Origin of the sequence: Polynucleobacter sp. HIN9 (genome assembly GCF_030297635.1) — a bacterium.
In the GTDB taxonomy this organism is placed as follows: Bacteria; Pseudomonadota; Gammaproteobacteria; order Burkholderiales; family Burkholderiaceae; genus Polynucleobacter.
Map to the genome: position 1 here is coordinate 1595943 of NZ_AP028140.1, position 17298 is coordinate 1613240.

The 17298-nt window shown below is 45.7% G+C and carries 17 protein-coding genes and 1 tRNA gene; 9 read left to right on the forward strand and 9 right to left on the reverse strand.

Annotation, left to right across the window (positions count from 1 at the left end; genetic code table 11):
• Positions 1–26 precede the first annotated feature (26 nt).
• The 3 genes from QUE62_RS08010 to QUE62_RS08020 all read left to right on the forward strand — a co-directional run bounded on the left by QUE62_RS08010 (position 27) and on the right by QUE62_RS08020 (position 2736).
• Positions 27–2306, forward strand: a complete 2280-nt coding sequence (locus tag QUE62_RS08010) for a heavy metal translocating P-type ATPase (RefSeq protein WP_286261447.1) — start codon at positions 27–29, stop codon at positions 2304–2306.
• A gap of 144 nt (positions 2307–2450) precedes the next feature.
• A tRNA-Met gene (locus QUE62_RS08015) sits at positions 2451–2527 on the forward strand.
• 62 nt (positions 2528–2589) lie between these two features.
• A complete protein-coding gene (locus QUE62_RS08020) occupies positions 2590–2736 on the forward strand; it encodes a hypothetical protein (RefSeq protein WP_286225236.1) in 147 nt (48 codons plus the stop codon).
• A gap of 118 nt (positions 2737–2854) precedes the next feature.
• Here QUE62_RS08020 and QUE62_RS08025 read toward each other — a convergent pair whose 3' ends face one another.
• From QUE62_RS08025 to QUE62_RS08040, 4 genes are read right to left on the reverse strand one after another with little or no spacing between them, the layout of a single operon-like run.
• Positions 2855–4108, reverse strand: coding sequence for a Coenzyme F420 hydrogenase/dehydrogenase, beta subunit C-terminal domain (locus QUE62_RS08025; protein ID WP_286261449.1), 1254 nt, complete (start codon positions 4106–4108; stop codon positions 2855–2857).
• Complete coding sequence (locus tag QUE62_RS08030; protein WP_286225238.1) at positions 4098–5423, reverse strand: TRAP transporter large permease; 1326 nt, start codon at positions 5421–5423, stop codon at positions 4098–4100. Before QUE62_RS08030 ends, QUE62_RS08025 begins: the two co-directional genes overlap by 11 nt.
• Positions 5416–5940 (reverse strand): TRAP transporter small permease subunit, encoded by a 525-nt coding sequence (locus QUE62_RS08035; protein WP_286225240.1) that lies wholly within the window; start codon positions 5938–5940, stop codon positions 5416–5418. Before QUE62_RS08035 ends, QUE62_RS08030 begins: the two co-directional genes overlap by 8 nt.
• Positions 5941–5960: 20 nt before the next feature.
• Positions 5961–7061: a TRAP transporter substrate-binding protein gene (locus tag QUE62_RS08040; RefSeq protein WP_286223525.1), complete on the reverse strand. Its 1101-nt coding sequence runs from the start codon at positions 7059–7061 to the stop codon at positions 5961–5963.
• A 212-nt stretch (positions 7062–7273) separates the two neighbouring features.
• Between QUE62_RS08040 and QUE62_RS08045 the strand changes: the two genes are divergently transcribed.
• Positions 7274–8872, forward strand: coding sequence for a gamma-glutamyltransferase family protein (locus QUE62_RS08045; protein WP_286261451.1), 1599 nt, complete (start codon positions 7274–7276; stop codon positions 8870–8872).
• Entirely contained in the window at positions 8872–9543 is a 672-nt protein-coding gene (maiA, locus tag QUE62_RS08050) for a maleylacetoacetate isomerase (protein ID WP_286261452.1), read from the forward strand. The genes QUE62_RS08045 and maiA overlap by 1 nt, the downstream gene beginning before the upstream one ends.
• Here maiA and QUE62_RS08055 read toward each other — a convergent pair.
• Genes QUE62_RS08055 through QUE62_RS08065 form a run of 3 tightly spaced genes read right to left on the reverse strand, consistent with a single transcriptional unit; the run spans position 9536 to position 12226 of the window.
• On the reverse strand, positions 9536–10468 hold the full coding sequence (locus QUE62_RS08055) for an AEC family transporter (protein ID WP_286225245.1): 933 nt from the start codon (positions 10466–10468) through the stop codon (positions 9536–9538). The genes maiA and QUE62_RS08055 overlap by 8 nt on opposite strands.
• Before the next feature lie 7 nt (positions 10469–10475).
• Complete coding sequence (locus QUE62_RS08060; protein WP_286223529.1) at positions 10476–11000, reverse strand: gamma carbonic anhydrase family protein; 525 nt, start codon at positions 10998–11000, stop codon at positions 10476–10478.
• Between the two features lie 23 nt (positions 11001–11023).
• Positions 11024–12226, reverse strand: a complete 1203-nt coding sequence (locus QUE62_RS08065; protein WP_286223530.1) for an ammonium transporter — start codon at positions 12224–12226, stop codon at positions 11024–11026.
• Positions 12227–12337: 111 nt separating this feature from the next.
• Between QUE62_RS08065 and QUE62_RS08070 the strand changes: the two genes are divergently transcribed.
• Together QUE62_RS08070 and QUE62_RS08075 are read left to right on the forward strand one after the other, a co-directional pair.
• Positions 12338–12694 (forward strand): Rap1a/Tai family immunity protein, encoded by a 357-nt coding sequence (locus tag QUE62_RS08070; RefSeq protein ID WP_108509406.1) that lies wholly within the window; start codon positions 12338–12340, stop codon positions 12692–12694.
• Between the two features lie 25 nt (positions 12695–12719).
• Positions 12720–13025 (forward strand): glycine zipper domain-containing protein, encoded by a 306-nt coding sequence (locus QUE62_RS08075; RefSeq protein WP_286223531.1) that lies wholly within the window; start codon positions 12720–12722, stop codon positions 13023–13025.
• On the opposite strand, the gene QUE62_RS08080 is transcribed toward QUE62_RS08075, so the two are convergent.
• Together QUE62_RS08080 and htpG are read right to left on the reverse strand one after the other, a co-directional pair.
• Positions 13017–13403: an OsmC family protein gene (locus QUE62_RS08080; protein ID WP_286261454.1), complete on the reverse strand. Its 387-nt coding sequence runs from the start codon at positions 13401–13403 to the stop codon at positions 13017–13019. The genes QUE62_RS08075 and QUE62_RS08080 overlap by 9 nt on opposite strands.
• 10 nt (positions 13404–13413) lie before the next feature.
• On the reverse strand, positions 13414–15312 hold the full coding sequence (gene htpG, locus QUE62_RS08085; RefSeq protein ID WP_286261456.1) for a molecular chaperone HtpG: 1899 nt from the start codon (positions 15310–15312) through the stop codon (positions 13414–13416).
• A gap of 136 nt (positions 15313–15448) precedes the next feature.
• On the opposite strand from htpG, the gene miaB reads away from it, so the two are divergent.
• Positions 15449–16801: a tRNA (N6-isopentenyl adenosine(37)-C2)-methylthiotransferase MiaB gene (miaB, locus tag QUE62_RS08090; RefSeq protein WP_286261458.1), complete on the forward strand. Its 1353-nt coding sequence runs from the start codon at positions 15449–15451 to the stop codon at positions 16799–16801.
• Positions 16802–16814: 13 nt separating this feature from the next.
• A complete protein-coding gene (ybeY, locus tag QUE62_RS08095; protein ID WP_286261460.1) occupies positions 16815–17264 on the forward strand; it encodes an rRNA maturation RNase YbeY in 450 nt (149 codons plus the stop codon).
• Positions 17265–17298 lie beyond the last annotated feature (34 nt).

Genomic DNA, 17298 nt, shown 5'->3' on the forward strand with positions numbered 1-17298 from the left:
TTTGTTAATACTGTACAGTATTCTTTATGGCTAAGCCACCAACCGATTCAGCTTTTTATACGCTCGATATTCAAGGGATGACCTGTGCCTCCTGCGTTGGGCGCATTGAGCGAGCCCTCCAAAAAGTCCCAGATATTGATAAGGTAACGGTTAATTTAGCGACCGAGCAGGCCCGTGTTCGATTAACTCCACATTCAACGCTCTCGGTTGATGATCTGATTGAGAAAATTCAAAAGACTGGCTACGAAGCACGTGTCCATCAACCAACACAATCCGTTGATGCCCATGAGATGGTGTGGAATGCTGATGGCCGAGCATCAGTGATCATCAGTTTTTTACTCAGCGCACCACTAATAACTCCGATGCTTCTCATGCCTTTTGGGGTTCATTGGTCCTTAAATGGCTGGTGGCAACTGGCCTTGGCAACACCCGTGCAATTTGTTTTGGGATGGCGCTTTTATCGCGCTGGTTTTCATGCGTTGCGATCTGGTTCTGGGAATATGGATCTGCTAATTGCCATTGGAACAAGCGCTGCTTATGGACTAAGCCTTTTCTTATTACTATCGCATTCAGAACATACCCATGAGTATTACTTTGAAGGTTCAGCCGTCATCATTAGTATGGTCTTACTTGGTAAATGGCTAGAGGCACGTGCCAAGAAACAAACCAGTGAAGCGATTCGGGCTTTGGAAAAACTATGGCCTGAAGACGCAAAGGTTTTATATCCTGATCAGGATTTCCAATCATTAGGGAATGCAAACTATCGGACATTGCCCATTGAGGAATTACTCCCAGGTGACCGTGTCGTCGTCTTACCAGGCGAGCGAATTCCTGTCGACGGCATTGTACTTCACGGCACCAGTCACGTTGATGAATCGTTACTTACAGGGGAAAGTAACCCTGTTAAAAAGGAAGTATCCAAGAAGGTAATTGGAGGATCAATGAATGGGGATGGCGCTTTGATCATTGAAGCACAGGCCATTGGTGCTGAAAGTGTTTTATCCAAAATCATTTTCTTGGTCGAAGATGCTCAAACCCAAAAAGCACCGATTCAAAAGCTAGTTGACAAAATTAGCGCCTACTTTGTTCCGGCTATCTTACTCATTGCCCTTCTAACGGGTCTTATTAATTGGCTAGTCCTAGAATCAGCGAGTACTGCCATCTTGCGAGCTGTTTCAGTCCTTGTGATTGCCTGCCCCTGTGCCCTCGGGTTAGCCACACCCGCAGCCATCATGGCTGGTACAGGTGTCGCAGCTCGCCATGGAATCCTCATTAAAGATCCCCAAGTCTTAGAGCTTGCCCATCGAATCAATATTGTTGCATTTGATAAAACTGGGACCTTAACAATAGGTGAGCCTCGACTTTTGGAGATTATTCCGTTTGATAACCGACCCACAACATCTGAAATATTAGCGAGCGCAGTAGGATTACAACTTGGTAGCGAACACCCGCTTGCCAAAGCAGTGATTAACCAAGCAGAGGCTTCAGGAACTTTTCCGCTATCGGTATCTGATAGCACTATCATTGCAGGAATTGGCATTGAAGGCAAACTAAATCAAGGCCCCTGGAAAGACGCTGTACTTGTTTTACAAAGCCTTGAATCCGTTAGCAAGGAGGCTGATTTTCAACCGATTGCCACTAAATTTCACTCGATTCTGAATAATGGTCAAACCAGTTCAGTCCTGCGAGTGAAAGGCCGTAATGAGTACATTGCCCTTTTCCTGTTTGGAGATGAAATTAAGCCTAATGCGAAGGCTGTGATTAATTCATTGCATTCAGAGGGAATTCAAACAGCGATGATCTCTGGTGACCGGGCTGAGGCAGCATCAGCAGTTGCGAAGCAGATTGGTATTGATGAAATTTATGCCTCCGTAATGCCAGAGAATAAGGCACAAATTGTTCAGAACCTGAAAGAAATATCAGTTAATAAAAATCGACGCTGGGTTGCGATGGTGGGTGACGGTGTCAACGATGCGCCAGCCTTAGCCAGTGCTGATGTGGGAATAGCCATGGCCACAGGTACCGATGTAGCAATTCAATCGGCAGGTATTACCTTAATGAGAGGTGACCTCGCTTTAATACCTCAAGCTTTAGACATTTCAAAAAAAACCTGGAAAAAGATTCAGCAAAACTTATTTTGGGCTTTTGCCTTCAATACGGCAGGTATTCCGCTAGCAGCCGCTGGATACCTATCGCCGATGATTGCTGGAAGTGCAATGGCGCTATCTAGTCTTTTTGTTTTAAGCAATGCTCTCTTATTAAAAGATTGGAAACCCTGTGCTCAGTGTTATGTGAAAACTATGTGACCGTTTTAAACTGGAATAACTCGACCTGTCCAGAAGTATTCAAATGTCTTTTTAAACGACAAATTCCCAAACCTCACGGATGTGATATTCCCCAGTTTGAGCTTGGCTGGCTCTTGAGGCCTTTTACCTTATAATTCTCAGTTCGGCGAATTAGCTCAGCTGGTTAGAGCGACGGAATCATAATCCGCAGGTCCGGGGTTCAAATCCCTGATTCGCCACCAAATTCTGCCCTCAGCTTGTCTGGGGGCTTTGTTTTTGGATCGTTTATTGGTAAGGTATATCGATGATTTCTAGAACGTGGTGGATGATCTTTGGGTTTATTGCCCTTGGTTTAGGGTTTTACATGTATATACGGGATAAAGACCTCATTGGTATTGTGATTGCCGTCTTAATTTTATTTGGTGCTTTTTCAGCAAAACCAAAAAAATAATCTGCTATGGATCCAAAAACACAACGAGAGCGCGATGAAGCGGTTAAGCGAAAATATATTTATAAACCCGTCTTCATTATTTTTGGCATCCTGAATCTCTTAATCATTGCCCTGTTTGTTATTTCTCTTTAGCTGTACTCTTCACTTCATCTTTGATTTCACTGGTATTTGCAACTAGCCCGTAAGGTTTGACTAGTTGCCAAACATGATTGGGCACCATGTTTTTCATCTTCTTTGGTAGCTCTCTGCGAAGATGCAATACCGTTTCAATGGCTTTCATCTCAACTCGCGCTCTTGCAAACTCTAATCCCCTGGGTCCAATCTTTGGCATGAGCCACCCGACGATCGGTCGTAACCAATTGGGCATCTGACGCAGTGGTAAACCACCAGCAGCTAACTCCACGTTTTTCATGAATCCTTTGACCGGACTCATACGATTACCAGCACTCTCTGGTTCGCTTAGTTTGATTTGATTACCTAATAGATTCAGTAGCCCCTCTCCCTGTTGATTGCGCACAATTAACCATTGCTCGCCAGAGCCACCCATATAGCCAACCGTGATATCGGAGAGAGCATTGGTGTAATCCACACAAGTTCTGCACGTCAATGGAAAAAAATCGGGTCTGAGTTTTGATAATGGCAGCATCAAAAATGGGATTGTTCGTTGTTTTCCGTCTTGATAACGAACTTCTACATGGTAGTCGGCCCTAAACTCTAAATAGGTAATCTCTTCTGGACTCTCATCAATCAGTTGCAAAAACTCATGAAAGTTCTCGGTACTAGTGTTATCCGAGCAAGGCGTACCAATCACATAGAGTTTTTTTAGATCCAACTCTTTTTCTAAAGCTCGTAATGCATAAACCTGGCAAGGAATGCCAATCACTCCAAGCCGTTGGTAATTTCTCTCTTTTGCTACATCTAGAAGAGCCAGGAGCGGAGCGTAGCCCATCCGCATCCCGCGTGCTTGATGAAGCTCTTGAGGATCGGTGATCAAGACAGGCATGGGTCGCCAACGATCATCTGGATCTGGCGCCATCGTTAATACGGCATCTACTAAATTGTTATTGAGAAGTTGGCTAGCAATCGAGGTGGTAATTCCGGTCCACTGGGCACCCTCGAGCGGCTCACGCATACTGGCTCGGTACATCTTGCGATAAACCCCAAAGAAGAGTTGATCCCCTTCTAATGCTCGGGCATTTCCGTGGATTGATTGCTCAAGAGACTCGTATTGGGGGTCAATAAACTGGCAAGCTCGACCACAGCGTTTGGGATCTGAAGATCTAGAAATCCCGCAGTCAGTACAAAGCCCTCGCTCGGGCACAGGGCCCGAGTACGAGAGTGATTTAATACTAATTACTTTTTTACCATCCAATTAACTTAGGCAACCATAGCGAGATTTGAGGGAACTGGAACACTAAGTATAGTGTCACGCCCTGCATAACGATGAATGGTACAACGCCCTTGTAAAGATGCTTAATTAATACTTCTGGCGGAGCAACTCCTTTGAGATAAAAGAGAGCCCAACCAAATGGTGGGGTCAAGAATGAGGATTGCAAGCAAACCGTGACCATCATGGCAACCCAAACCGGATCTGCACCTTGGGATAACAAAATAGGCATAAAGAGTGGAACGGCAATATAGCTAATCTCAATCCATTCCAAGAAAAATCCCAGCACGAAAATAAGAAGCAACATAAGCCAAATATCACTATTAAGTCCACCGGGCACTGCATTAAATAGCTTGGCAATCAGCTCCTCACCATTGAGCCCTCTAAAGGCCAATGAAAATACCTGGGCACAAATCAAGATGAACATCATCAGAGCGCTGATTTTGGTGGTATCAATCATCGTAGCCTTTAAACGCTCCCAGGTCAGACGACCCGAAAATGCGGTCACCAAGATAGCGCCAAATGAACCCATTGCAGCTGCTTCAGTAGGCGCGGCAACACCGCCCACAATCGATCCCAAGACGGCGACCACCAACATAATGGGTGGTACAACCACTTTCCAAAACCGAATCCAAAGCTCTTTACCCGAGACCTTACTACGCTCCTCGATCGGGATGGGCGGCATCAGTTCAGGCTGTAGCCATCCTCGAATCAATAAATAAACCACATATACGGTTGTAAGCAATAAACCCGGCATCACTGCCGCTGCAAACAAAGTGCCAACCGATAATTGCAAGATATCAGAGAGCAAGATTAAGATCAGACTGGGAGGAATAATTTGACCCAAGGTTCCAGATGCGCAAATTGTGCCGCACGCAATCCCTTTGTCATAACCTCGTTTGAGTAAGGTTGGCAGTGTTAAGAGTCCCAAGGTAATAATGGTTGCACCCACAATTCCGGTGGTCGCACCCATTAAGGCGCCAAAGAGAACGATGCCAACGGCCATACCTCCTTTCACACCCCCTGCTAAATGACCAATCACATCGAGCAAATCATCAGCAAGCCTTGATTTCTCTAACATAATGCCCATAAAGATAAAGAGCGGAATCGCAAGCCATTGATAGCCACCAACCACCCCAAAGACGCGAGCTGGCAACAAATTAAAGAGCGTGTCACCAAAGCCAATAAAGCCAAATACGAATCCAACAGTTGCCAGTGAGATCGCAACGGGTATGCCAATCATGAGCATGACAAAAAACCCGCCCAACATCAAAAATGCAATGATCTCGGGGTTAAACATGATCCGCCCCCTTATTTCCAGGACGGTTGAGATAAACCCGTATTGCTTCTGCTGCCCCCTGAAGTGCAAGTAAGGCAAAGCCAACTGGTATCAGGCCTTTAACTACCCAACGCGCTGGTATACCGCCAGGGTCGGGCGACTTCTCGCCAATTGAGAACGATTGTCCGACGTAATTAATTGATACTTTAATAAAGATCAAGGCAATCAGTACTGTCAGTATTGCTGAAACCAGGTCGACAATGTATTTCTTTTGGGGGGAATAATTTGCATAGAACAAATCAACCCGAACGTTCTCACCACGCAATAGGGCATAACTCATACCAAACAAAATCATGGCGGCTAATAGATGCCACTCCAATTCCTGAGCCCAAACACTTCCAAGACTCATTGAATAACGTAAGACCACATTGATAACGATCAAAAGAACAATTGACAAGGTGAGCCAGGAGGCCACCTTGCCAAATAGATCAATCAAGGCCTCAATGCGCGACGCAATTACTGCCGATGCTTTTTGCACTGAATCTCCCGATTTGTTAATTAACCACGAACCTTGCTGTGATAGGCTGCTTCACTATAGACTGCCCAGGCATCATATTTTTTCTTGTAGGCAAAATAGGAGTCATGAACCTTCTTGGTCATCGGATCCTTTGCAGCTTCCTCGTTCAGAATCTTCATGGTTTCATCACGCATCGCTTTGATGACAGAGTCTGGTAATTGCAAGGCTTGAACACCTTGCTTCTTAACCAAATCCTCCATAGCGTCTGCGTTATTTTTCTGACACCATGCTTCACCAATCACATTACAGGCCGCTGCAGCATTGGTAACAACTTCCTGCAGATCTTTTGGTAGCTTCATCCAAGCTGCTTTATTGATGAGTAGCTCAGACGTAGTTGCGGGCTCATGCCAGCCAGTGGTGTAGTAAAACTTGGCGGCTTTTTGCAAACCTAAGCGACGATCTTGGAATGGTCCTACAAATTCAGCAGCATCAATTACGCCGCGCTCAAGTGCGGGGAAGATTTCACCGGCGGGTAGCACCTTCACATCAACACCTAATTTGGCATAGACTTTGCCAGCTAATCCAGGAATACGCATCTTCAAACCTTTGAGATCGGCTACAGAATTAATTTTTTTCTTAAACCACCCCGTCATTTGAACGCCAGTATTACCGCAAGCCATGGCCACCATTCCAAACGGTGCGTAGACTTCGTTCCACAGGTCATTGCCACCGCCGTCATAGAGCCAGCCATTCATACCCTGAAAGTTAAGACCAAATGGCACTGCCGTGAAATATTGGGCAGCTGCTGTTTTACCAGTCCAGAAATAAGCATTTGCGTGATTCATCTCAACTGTACCCGCACGCACTGCATCAAAACCCTCAAACGCTGGGATCAGCTCGCCTGCACCGAATACCTGAATACGTAAACGACCACCAGACATTTCCAGAATGCGCTTCGCTAAATCAGTAGCGCTACCTGGACCATCCATATAAAAGGGTGCGCCTTTTGGATAGGCGCTGGTCATCTTCCAATTAAAGGTTTGTGCAGACTGAGCCTTTACAATGGCAGGCGCAGCAAGTGCGGCGCCAGCAACACCGGCACCTAAACTTTTGGTTAAAAACTTACGACGGCTTGAACTCATTTATTTTCTCCTTAGTTATAAAATTCCAAATAATGTGTTTCGATGACATGAAGTACTTAATTCAAGCAAGACACCAGAATTTAGTAATTCCTTGCAAAGTAAAATGTATCGAGAAAAATTAGGTGTGCACTAGACCTATTCCCTAAAGTAGTGCGTTAATTCTTTAATTTGGGGAATCTATTCCTCGTTTTAGTTCAAAGGAAAGTATTGCTATGCAACCAAAATGGGGTATCCGTGGAATGGCCGTTGCGCCTCACTCACTCGCTTCTCAATCAGCGCTTGCAGTTCTTAGGGAGGGCGGTAATGCTTTAGAGGCTATGATTTCGGCAGCCGCCACCATTGCAGTGGTTTATCCGCATATGAATTCGATTGGCGGAGATTCTTTTTGGGTGATTCATGCGCCTGGTAAGGCCATGGGAGGCATTGATGCTTGCGGAGGTGCTGCTGCTTTAGCAACTCGCTCGTGGTATCAGGAGCAAGGAATCACAGGTGTAATTCCATTTCGTGGGCCTGTTGCAGCCAATACGGTTGCAGGCACCATTTCAGGATGGGGGGCGGCTTTTGAACTCTCTAAAAAAAGTTTAGGCGGCAGATTACCCTTATCTCGATTGCTCGAAGATGCGATTCACTACGCCGAGCACGGTGTTCCAGTAACTCATAGTCAGTCTGCCCTCACTGAGAAAAAACGCCTTGAGCTTAGTCCGCAACCTGGATTCTCAGAGACGTTTTTAGTCAAAGGTAAGTCACCCGAGACTGGCAGTGTGTTTTATCAAAAGCGCCTTGCAAATACTTTGCGTCAGATCGCCAAAAAAGGTACGAATGATTATTACCGCGGGGAACTCGCTGAGTTGATTGCAAAAGAACTCAAACAATTGGGTAGTCCACTGCGCCTCGATGATCTACAACGCCACCATGCAAAATTGATCAACCCCTTGCACCTAGCTCATAGTTTGGCAGATGTATACAACATGACGCCCCCTACTCAAGGGGTGGTATCGCTGATGATTCTGGGTATTTTGGATCAACTCAAACTCAAACAATTTGCAGTCGATAGTCCAGAGTATGTACATCACTGTGTAGAGGCCACTAAACAAGCTTTCAAGATTCGTGATCAACACATTACGGATCCTGCATATATGCAAAAGCATGCCCAAGAATTTTTATCGCCTAGCTTTTTAAAAACACTGGCTAATAAAGTTGATCGTCAACGCGCCCTACCCTGGGGTGCCGGTCATGGACCCGCGGACACAATTTGGATGGGTGTGATTGATGGTGAGGGCCGTTGCGTTTCGTTTATCCAAAGTATTTATCATGAGTTTGGCTCCGGAATTGTTTTACCGAAAACAGGCATTAACTGGCAAAACCGTGGTTGCAGCTTTTCACTAGACCCTAAAGCGCTCAATACCCTAGAGCCTTACCGCAAACCATTTCATACTTTGAATCCTGCCCTAGCATTATTTAGAGATGGTCGGTCTATGGTTTACGGAACCATGGGGGGTGATGGCCAACCACAAACCCAGTGCGCAGTATTTACCCGAACTGCCATCTATGGGCTTGATCCACAAGATGCGATTAGCCGTCCTCGCTGGCTATTAGGACGCACGTGGGGACAAACCAGTGATACGCTGAAATTGGAATCTCGTTTTGATCCGGCACTAGTTCAACAGCTTCGCGATATGGGGCATGACATTGAGATCTTGGCCGAGCTTGATGAAACGGTGGGGCACGCGGGTTGCATTATTCGTGAGCCATCGGGCATCCTCAAGGGTGGCTGGGATCCAAGAAGTGATGGTGCGGTATCATCGTTCTAATGAAACCAACTCTATATAGCTTCTGGCGCAGCTCTGCCGCCTTTCGGGTGCGGATTGCACTCAATCTAAAAGGGATTGAATATGATGTGATTCCAGTCCACCTTCGCAAGGGCGGCGGAGAACAGCTCAAAGATGTTTATCAAGCATTGAACCCAAATGGCTTAGTGCCACTGTATATCGATGCAGGCCTTACCTTGCATCAATCAGCAGCAATCATAGAATTTCTCGAAGAAAAGTACCCCACTCGAACTTTGTTACCAATTAAGGTCGAAGATCGAGCCTGGGTACGAGGTTTGGCACAGGATATCGCCGCTGATATTCATCCACTGAATAATCTTCGAGTTCTGCGCTATTTAGTTGGCAAACTTGGGGTTAGCGATGAAGCGCGCTTGGGTTGGTACAACCATTGGCTTGAAAAGGGTCTCATTGCTCTAGAAAAACGTCTTTCGAATGATCCACGCGTTGGTCAATTCTGCTATGGCGATCAGCCAGGTATGGCTGATGCATTTTTAGTTCCGCAAGTGTTTAATGCATATGATGCCAAGATAAGTTTTAGTAACTATCCAACTTTGCAGCGTATTACGTATAACTGCATGCAGCTCCCCGCATTTGTGAATGCCTCTTGGGAACATCAAATTGATGCGGAAGGAAAAAATCCAGAGTCTAGCTAGGCGTCATCCACCACACTAGGATTGATAGGGTAAATAAAGAACCAAGGGTAGTAATGAGTACGACCCGCGAGATCAAAGAACCATCGGCTCGGTAATACTGAGCCAACATAAATGGGCCTGTACCCGTTGGCAAAGCGCTGACTAATACTGCCGCATAAACCCAAAATGTCGGTAATCCCAAGATCGGATCAGCTACTACCCAAACGACGAATGGCTGCAAGATCAGTTTTACAAACACAAGGCTCCAAGTGGTCTTTGCGGGCGCAGCAGTTTTTTGAACCAAAAATAATCCAATCGATACTAAGGCACAGGGGCTAGCTGCGGCCCCTAAAAAACTGACAAACTGGCGCAGTGGCGCGTAGAGCTCTAAGCCCGTAGTCGCCCAAAGCGCTCCACAAAATGGGGCAACCAATAAAGGATTAGTGGCTAAGGATTTTCCAACCGTTTGAATAATTTCACCAAACGGCTTTTTAGCATGCACTCCGAGCTCAATAAAGATAATCGCTACTGCAAATAGTGCGCACACCACAATCAAGGTGGCAATCACGGCAGGCCCAAGACCGCTTTCACCAAATGCGAGGAGTAGCAGCGGAATGCCCATGTAACCAGTGTTCGCATACGAACCACTCAAGCTTTGAAAACTAGCAACGGTCCAATCTTTAGTTTGAATCCGGTAATAAATTAAGAGGGCCAAATAAACCAAAATGGCACCCGAGCTAAACGCAATAATGAACCCTGGTTGCCACAACTCCTGCCAATTACTATGGGCAGTGAAGTCAAACATTTGGGCTGGCAGTGCGAGCCACACCACAAAGCGATTGATTTCGGTTGATGCGTTTGGACTTAACTTACCGGTTTTGCCACAAATGTATCCCGCCAAAATTAAGGCGAAGATGGGAATAATGACGTTAAGAACGTGCAGCAATGAAAACCTAGGAAATTTTCTTGAGGGTTTTGCGATAACGAGCAGCGTTCTCGACGTAATGCGAGGAGATGCGATTCATCTCAGCAATCTGCTCCGGACTCAGCGTTTTCACCGCTTTCGCTGGCGTTCCAATAATCAGAGAGCCATCTGGAAATTCTTTGCCTTCGGTAACTAAGGCTCCCGCACCGACTAAGCAATTTTTACCAATATTGGCGCCATTAAGGACGATAGCGTTAATTCCAATGAGACTACCATCACCAATCGTGCAGCCATGCACCATCGCCTGATGACCAATGGACACATTCTCACCTAAGGTGAGTGGCCAACCATAGTCAGAGTGCAAAACCGCAGAATCTTGAATATTGGTACCAGCTCCAATCCGAATCGGCTCGTTATCGCCCCGGATCACCACGCGCGGCCAGACATTAGCGTTTTTTCCAAGATGAACTCGGCCAATGACCTCAGCCGAGTCTGCAACCCATGCCCCTTCTGCTAACTCCGGGGAAATACCATCCAATTCATATATCGCCATGCTTTCATTATAGTGAGGCCAAATTACCAGTTTGACTCCCGATCTGGAGTGGCGGAAATTTTATGAATACTAAGATCGGCCCCATCAAATTCATCCTCTTGAGACATTCGAATCCCAACCGATGCTTTAAGAATTCCATAAACTATAAAACCGCCGATTAGAGCAACAGCTACCCCTAATAAGCTACCGATTAACTGAGCAATAACATTGACTCCGCCAAGTCCACCTAAGGCTGTGAGACCAAATATACCTGCAGCGATACCGCCCCACAAACCGCATAAGCCGTGTAATGGCCAAACACCAAGCACGTCGTCGATCTTCCAACGATTCTGTACTTTGGTAAACATATAGACAAATAAAGCGCCCGCAACCAATCCCACGATAAGTGCTCCTAGAGGATGCATCAAATCAGAGCCAGCACACACTGCTACTAAACCAGCTAAAGGCCCGTTATAAGAGAACCCTGGATCATTGCGCCCTACAAACCACGCTGCAATGGTTCCTCCAACCATAGCCATTAGAGAATTAAGAGCAACTAAACCACTGACCTTATCAATCGTCTGTGCGCTCATGACGTTAAACCCAAACCATCCCACTGTCAAAATCCATGCCCCAAGAGCTAAGAATGGGATGCTTGAAGGTGGATGCGCTGCAATTTGACCTTCCTTAGAATATCGCCCACGTCGAGCACCCAGCAAAATGACTGCTGGTAAAGCGAGCCAACCACCAACTGCATGAACCACAATCGAGCCGGCAAAATCATGAAACTCATCACCTGTAAGATTTTTAATCCAACCTTGTATTCCATAATGTTGGTTCCAAACAATGCCCTCAAAGAAAGGATATATAAAACCAACAATCACAAAGGTAGCAATCAATTGCGGATTAAACTTGGCACGCTCGGCAATGCCGCCAGAAATAATTGCTGGAATCGCTGCGGCAAAAGTTAATAAGAAGAAAAACTTTACAAGCTCAAAGCCATTTTTTTGAGAGAGTAACTCTGCACTTGAAAAAAAGTTGACTCCGTAAGCAATGCTGTAGCCAATAAAAAAATAAGCAATGGTGGAGATCGAAAAATCAATAAGGATTTTGATCAGTGCATTGACTTGATTTTTCTTACGCACAGTTCCAAGTTCCAAAAAAGCAAACCCCGCATGCATTGCCAAAACCATAATTGCGCCCATCAAAATGAAAAGGACATCGGCCCCAGATTTCATCGCATCCATTAATACCCCTATTTTTGTAAGTGAATTTTCGGTATTATGTTTTGAAGTGGGGCAATATGATCGCAATGTTGCACCATTACGGTGCAAATTATGTTTTTTAAGGGACTAACAATGAAAAAACTGTTTCTATTACTTGGATTAGGTGTATCTTTTTTAAGCACCCCAGCCATGGCTGAAAACAAAGCCTTAAGTACCCAAGAGCTCGTGAAGTACTGTCAGCTTCCTGCTAGCTCAGAATTTCGATCCTTTTGTGTTGGCTACTCAACTGCGATTTACGATACCTACCTCGTAACCCGCCATCCAACGAATGCCAAACCGTTTATCTGCCTAAAGCAACCGGCACCCCCGATTGATGCAGTGATTGCCGATTACGTCAATTGGGCAAAGCAAAATCAGCAATATGCTAATACACCTGCAGCCGATAGCGCATTGCGTTACCTTGCTGGTCGCTTTCCTTGTGGCAAATAATCATTTCATTTAGGAGAACTTGATCATGAAAAAATCATTACCCATCATTCTTGGTTCCGCATTGTTGATTACAGGTTGCTCCAATATGGATACCACCCAACAGCGCACCTTATCGGGTGGCGCAATCGGTGCTACCGCTGGAGCGGTTGGTGCCGCAATCTTCCATGGCAACCCCATTTGGGGTGCAGTCGGTGGAGCTGCAGTTGGTGCAGCCTCTGGCTACGTGTATGACATGTACGAAAAAGACAAGCAAGCCCAATACAACAAAGGCTATCAAGCCGGCAAGGCAAGCTCTACCAACTCGAATAGCTCCTCATCGAGCTCAAAGTAACTCAGTATTAATTTCAATCGTGCCAATAAGTGCCTTGTGAACAGGGCATTTATTGGCAATCTCAAGTAATCGCTCTGATTGCTCGGCATCAGTGATGCCTACAAGCTTGATTGAACGCTTGAATTTCTCGATCTCGTTTTCTCGCTCGATATCTACCGTCACAATTGCATCTTGTAGATCCCAGGATTTCCTCTGGGCATACATTTTTAGGGTCATGCCTGTGCAGGCAGCTAAGGCAGCGCCTAAATATTCATGTGGCGATGGTCCTGCAGAATCACCGCCCTTGTCTTTTGCAACATCCGAGACAAAATGATCATTACCTACCTCTAGGGTCTGCTGAAAATTACCCCTACCAAATCGAGATACCACCGCTCTCATACCCAATCCTTTATGCCAAAAGCATTTGATTAATACGTTTTACAAATCCAGCAGGGTCCTGTAATTGACCCCCTTCTGCAAGCAATGCTTGATCAAACAAAATGGTTGCCCAATCATCAAATTGCTTATCTTCGTATTTTAATTTGAGAACTAGCGGGTGCTGCGGATTGATTTCTAAAATCGGTTTACTATCCGGGGCCTGTTGGCCTGCGGCTTTGAGCATTCGTAATAAATTTGCGGAGAGCTCATGCTCATCAGCAACTAAGCACGCTGGCGAATCAGTCAGGCGCAATGTAACACGTACGTCCTTCACTTTGCCATCAAGGGATTTTTTCATACGCTCAATCAAATCCTTGTACTGCTCTTCGGTTTCCTTTTGCTCCTTTTTCTCGGCCTCATCGGCCAAGGCACCCAGATCAAGCCCGCCTTTTGCAACCGATACCAAGGCCTTGCCGTCAAACTCATGGAAATACGACAGCATCCACTCATCGACTCGATCCGATAGCAGCAGAACCTCAACCCCTTTTTTCTTGAAAATCTCTAAGTGAGGGCTGTTCTTGGCGGCGGTATAGGATTCGCCGGTAACGTAATAAATCTTGTCTTGCCCCTCTTTCATACGACTCACATAGTCAGCAAGCGCAACCGTTTGCTCGGCAGAATCAGTGTGCGTACTAGCAAAGCGCGCTAATTTCGCAATTCGCTCTTGATTGCCGACGTCTTCTCCGATGCCCTCTTTGAGAACCTGACCAAACTCTTGCCAAAACTGAGCATATAGCTCTTTTTTAGCAGTATCCTCACTATTAGCCAACTCCTCGAGCATCGTTAAAACTCGCTTGGTTGAGCTCTCACGGATAGTTTTGACATCGCGGGATTCTTGTAAGATTTCACGAGAAACATTAAGTGGCAAATCAGCCGAATCAATCACACCCGTGACAAAGCGAAGGTACATGGGCATTAGCTGTTCAGCGTCATCCATGATGAAGACGCGTTTGACATAGAGTTTGATGCCATTGCGCTTATTGCGATCCCAAAGGTCAAAATTGGCTTTCTTGGGAATAAATAAGAGTTGAGTGAACTCACTGCGTCCCTCAACTCGATTGTGCGAGTATGTTAGGGGGTCTTCAAAGTCATGGGAAATATGTTTATAGAACTCCTTGTATTGCTCGTCTGTAATTTCTGACTTTGGTCTAGCCCACAAGGCGGTCGCTTGATTGATGGTCTCAAACTCATCTTTTGTAACTTGCTCTTTCTTTTCTTCATCCCATTCCTCCTTATGCATCTGAATCGGTAAGGAAATATGATCAGAATACTTACGAATAATGGATTTCAATTTCCAAGAGGAAAGCAACTCGTCTTCGCCCTCGCGTAAGTGCAAGGTGATCGAGGTACCGCGCTCAGGACGATTGATAGTTTCAATCGTGAACTCCCCAGCGCCCTGGGATTCCCAACGCACACCTTCGGATGCGGGCAAACCAGCCCGTCGTGTTTCCACGATGATGTTATCAGCCACGATAAATGCCGAATAGAAGCCAACACCAAACTGACCAATCAGAGCGGCATCCTTTTGCTGATCGCCAGAGAGTTTTGTAAAGAACTCCTTAGTACCCGAACGGGCAATGGTTCCAAGATTGGCGATTACCTCATCCCGGCTCATACCAATTCCGTTATCACTGATGGTGATGGTTCTGGCTTCTTTATTGAAGCTAATTTTGATCTTTAACTCTGGATCGGACTCATACCAATCCGGATGGTTCATCGCCTCAAAGCGTAGCTTGTCAGCAGCATCTGAAGCGTTTGAAATGAGCTCTCGCAAAAAGATCTCCTTGTTGGAATACAAGGAATGGATCATTAGCTGCAAAAGTTGCTTTACTTCGGCCTGAAAGCCAAGGGTTTCTTTAACTGCACTCATTAGAAAGCGTCCTCTTTGGTCTTGATTTCGATTGCTTTTATATTGGGGCGCCTTCAGCGATTTCAAGAGCCTAAATCGTAGCGATAATCGCCTACAATGGGAGTCTTGCCCCCAGCTATAAACCTGAGATCGGCGTATGAAAAAGCTTTATATCAAAACATTTGGCTGCCAAATGAATGAGTATGATTCGGACAAAATGGCCGATGTACTTCATTCAGCACAAGGTATGGACCAAACGGATCAAATTGAAGATGCTGATGTCATCTTGCTCAATACCTGCTCTATCCGAGAAAAAGCCCAAGAAAAGGTATTCTCAGACCTAGGGCGCCTACGGGAACTAAAGCAATTAAAGCCCGATCTGTTAATTGGCGTCGGCGGCTGCGTTGCGAGCCAAGAAGGTAAACAAATTATTAATCGTGCCCCGCATGTGGATTTTGTTTTTGGCCCACAAACCTTACACCGCTTGCCAAAACTAATTGATGAGCGACTCGCCACTGGTCAATCGCAAGTAGATATCTCGTTTCCCGAAATTGAGAAGTTTGATCATCTCCCGCGCTCACGTCAGACCAAAGGTTCAGCCTTTGTCTCCATTATGGAGGGTTGCTCCAAGTACTGCAGCTACTGCGTGGTACCGTACACGCGCGGTGAAGAAGTATCTCGCCCCTTTGAAGATGTGCTCACTGAAATAGTGGGCCTAACCGAGCAAGGCGTCAAGGAGATCACTCTATTAGGCCAAAACGTCAATGCCTATCGCGGGCTTATGGGCCAAACATCAGAGATTGCTGATTTTGCCCTGCTCCTCGAATACATGTCAGAGATACCGGGGCTGGAGCGGATTCGATTTACCACCAGCCATCCAAAAGAATTTACCCAACGCCTAATTGATGTTTATGACCGAGTTCCACAATTAGTCAGTCATTTACACCTTCCCGTACAGCACGCCTCTGACAAAATTTTGTCAGCCATGAAACGAGGTTATACGAGCTTAGAGTTCAAAAGCATTATTCGCAAAATGCGTATGGTTCGCCCCAAGCTCTCGCTTTCCAGTGACTTCATCGTAGGCTTTCCTGGAGAAACCGAAGCTGACTTTGAGAAGCTAATGGATATGGTGACCGAACTGCAGTTTGATAACAGTTATTCATTTATCTTTAGTTCTCGGCCCGGTACTCCTGCAGCCAATCTAGAAGACGACACGCCCTATGAGGTCAAGTTAAAGCGCTTACAACGTTTGATTGCGCAAATTGATTCTCAAGCGCTGACAGTTAGTCAAGCAATGCTAGGCAATCATGAGCGAGTCTTGATTGAAGGCTTGACTCGTGATAAGGCTCATCTGCTGGGGCGCACAGAGAATAATCGCGTGGTCAATATCATTATTCCTGAGGGTGATTCTGATCAACGCTCAGTTGATCAATGGATTGGACAGATGCTAGACGTTAAAGTGACTGAGGTTCTCAAGCACACCCTACGGGGTGAAATAATTCATTCTTAGGTCTAATTGATTCATGAGCCAAACCCTCAATCTTGATCTTCAGTTTGCTACCCAAGCCCTCCAAAGCCAAGTTTTGAGGATAGCGAGTTTGGCACAAATTCGTAAATGGGCTGGAGCCTGTTTTCAAAGTAAAGCAATCCTCACGATTCGCTTTGTGAATCGAGCCGAGGCCCATGATCTCAACCTATTTTTTCGCGGCTTTGATAAGCCTACCAATGTCCTCACTTTTTCCTACCCAACACAGGGAAAATCAATTGAAGCAGACATTGTTTTATGTTTACCAATTCTGCGCAAAGAAGCCAAAGAACAACAAAAGCCACTCGCGGCTCACCTCGCCCATCTTTTAATTCATGGCTGCTTGCACGCCAAAGGCTATGACCATTTAAAGCCAAAAGATGCTAAACAAATGGAAGCCTTAGAGATCAAGATATTGCAATCGCTTGGCTTTGCAAACCCTTACTAAAAAGATTCGTTTGTCGGACTGTCATCAAAATGTT

Excerpts from the sequence above, each read along its gene's own strand:
- QUE62_RS08010 (WP_286261447.1), top strand. The coding sequence starts at position 27 with ATGGCTAAGCCACCAACCGATTCAGCTTTTTATACGCTCGATATTCAA.
- QUE62_RS08020 (WP_286225236.1), top strand. The coding sequence starts at position 2,590 with ATGATTTCTAGAACGTGGTGGATGATCTTTGGGTTTATTGCCCTTGGT.
- QUE62_RS08030 (WP_286225238.1), bottom strand. The coding sequence starts at position 5,423 with ATGTTTAACCCCGAGATCATTGCATTTTTGATGTTGGGCGGGTTTTTT.
- QUE62_RS08040 (WP_286223525.1), bottom strand. The coding sequence starts at position 7,061 with ATGAGTTCAAGCCGTCGTAAGTTTTTAACCAAAAGTTTAGGTGCCGGT.
- QUE62_RS08045 (WP_286261451.1), top strand. The coding sequence starts at position 7,274 with ATGCAACCAAAATGGGGTATCCGTGGAATGGCCGTTGCGCCTCACTCA.
- maiA (WP_286261452.1), top strand. The coding sequence starts at position 8,872 with ATGAAACCAACTCTATATAGCTTCTGGCGCAGCTCTGCCGCCTTTCGG.
- QUE62_RS08060 (WP_286223529.1), bottom strand. The coding sequence starts at position 11,000 with ATGGCGATATATGAATTGGATGGTATTTCCCCGGAGTTAGCAGAAGGG.
- QUE62_RS08065 (WP_286223530.1), bottom strand. The coding sequence starts at position 12,226 with ATGGATGCGATGAAATCTGGGGCCGATGTCCTTTTCATTTTGATGGGC.
- QUE62_RS08070 (WP_108509406.1), top strand. The coding sequence starts at position 12,338 with ATGAAAAAACTGTTTCTATTACTTGGATTAGGTGTATCTTTTTTAAGC.
- QUE62_RS08075 (WP_286223531.1), top strand. The coding sequence starts at position 12,720 with ATGAAAAAATCATTACCCATCATTCTTGGTTCCGCATTGTTGATTACA.
- QUE62_RS08080 (WP_286261454.1), bottom strand. The coding sequence starts at position 13,403 with ATGAGAGCGGTGGTATCTCGATTTGGTAGGGGTAATTTTCAGCAGACC.
- htpG (WP_286261456.1), bottom strand. The coding sequence starts at position 15,312 with ATGAGTGCAGTTAAAGAAACCCTTGGCTTTCAGGCCGAAGTAAAGCAA.
- miaB (WP_286261458.1), top strand. The coding sequence starts at position 15,449 with ATGAAAAAGCTTTATATCAAAACATTTGGCTGCCAAATGAATGAGTAT.
- ybeY (WP_286261460.1), top strand. The coding sequence starts at position 16,815 with ATGAGCCAAACCCTCAATCTTGATCTTCAGTTTGCTACCCAAGCCCTC.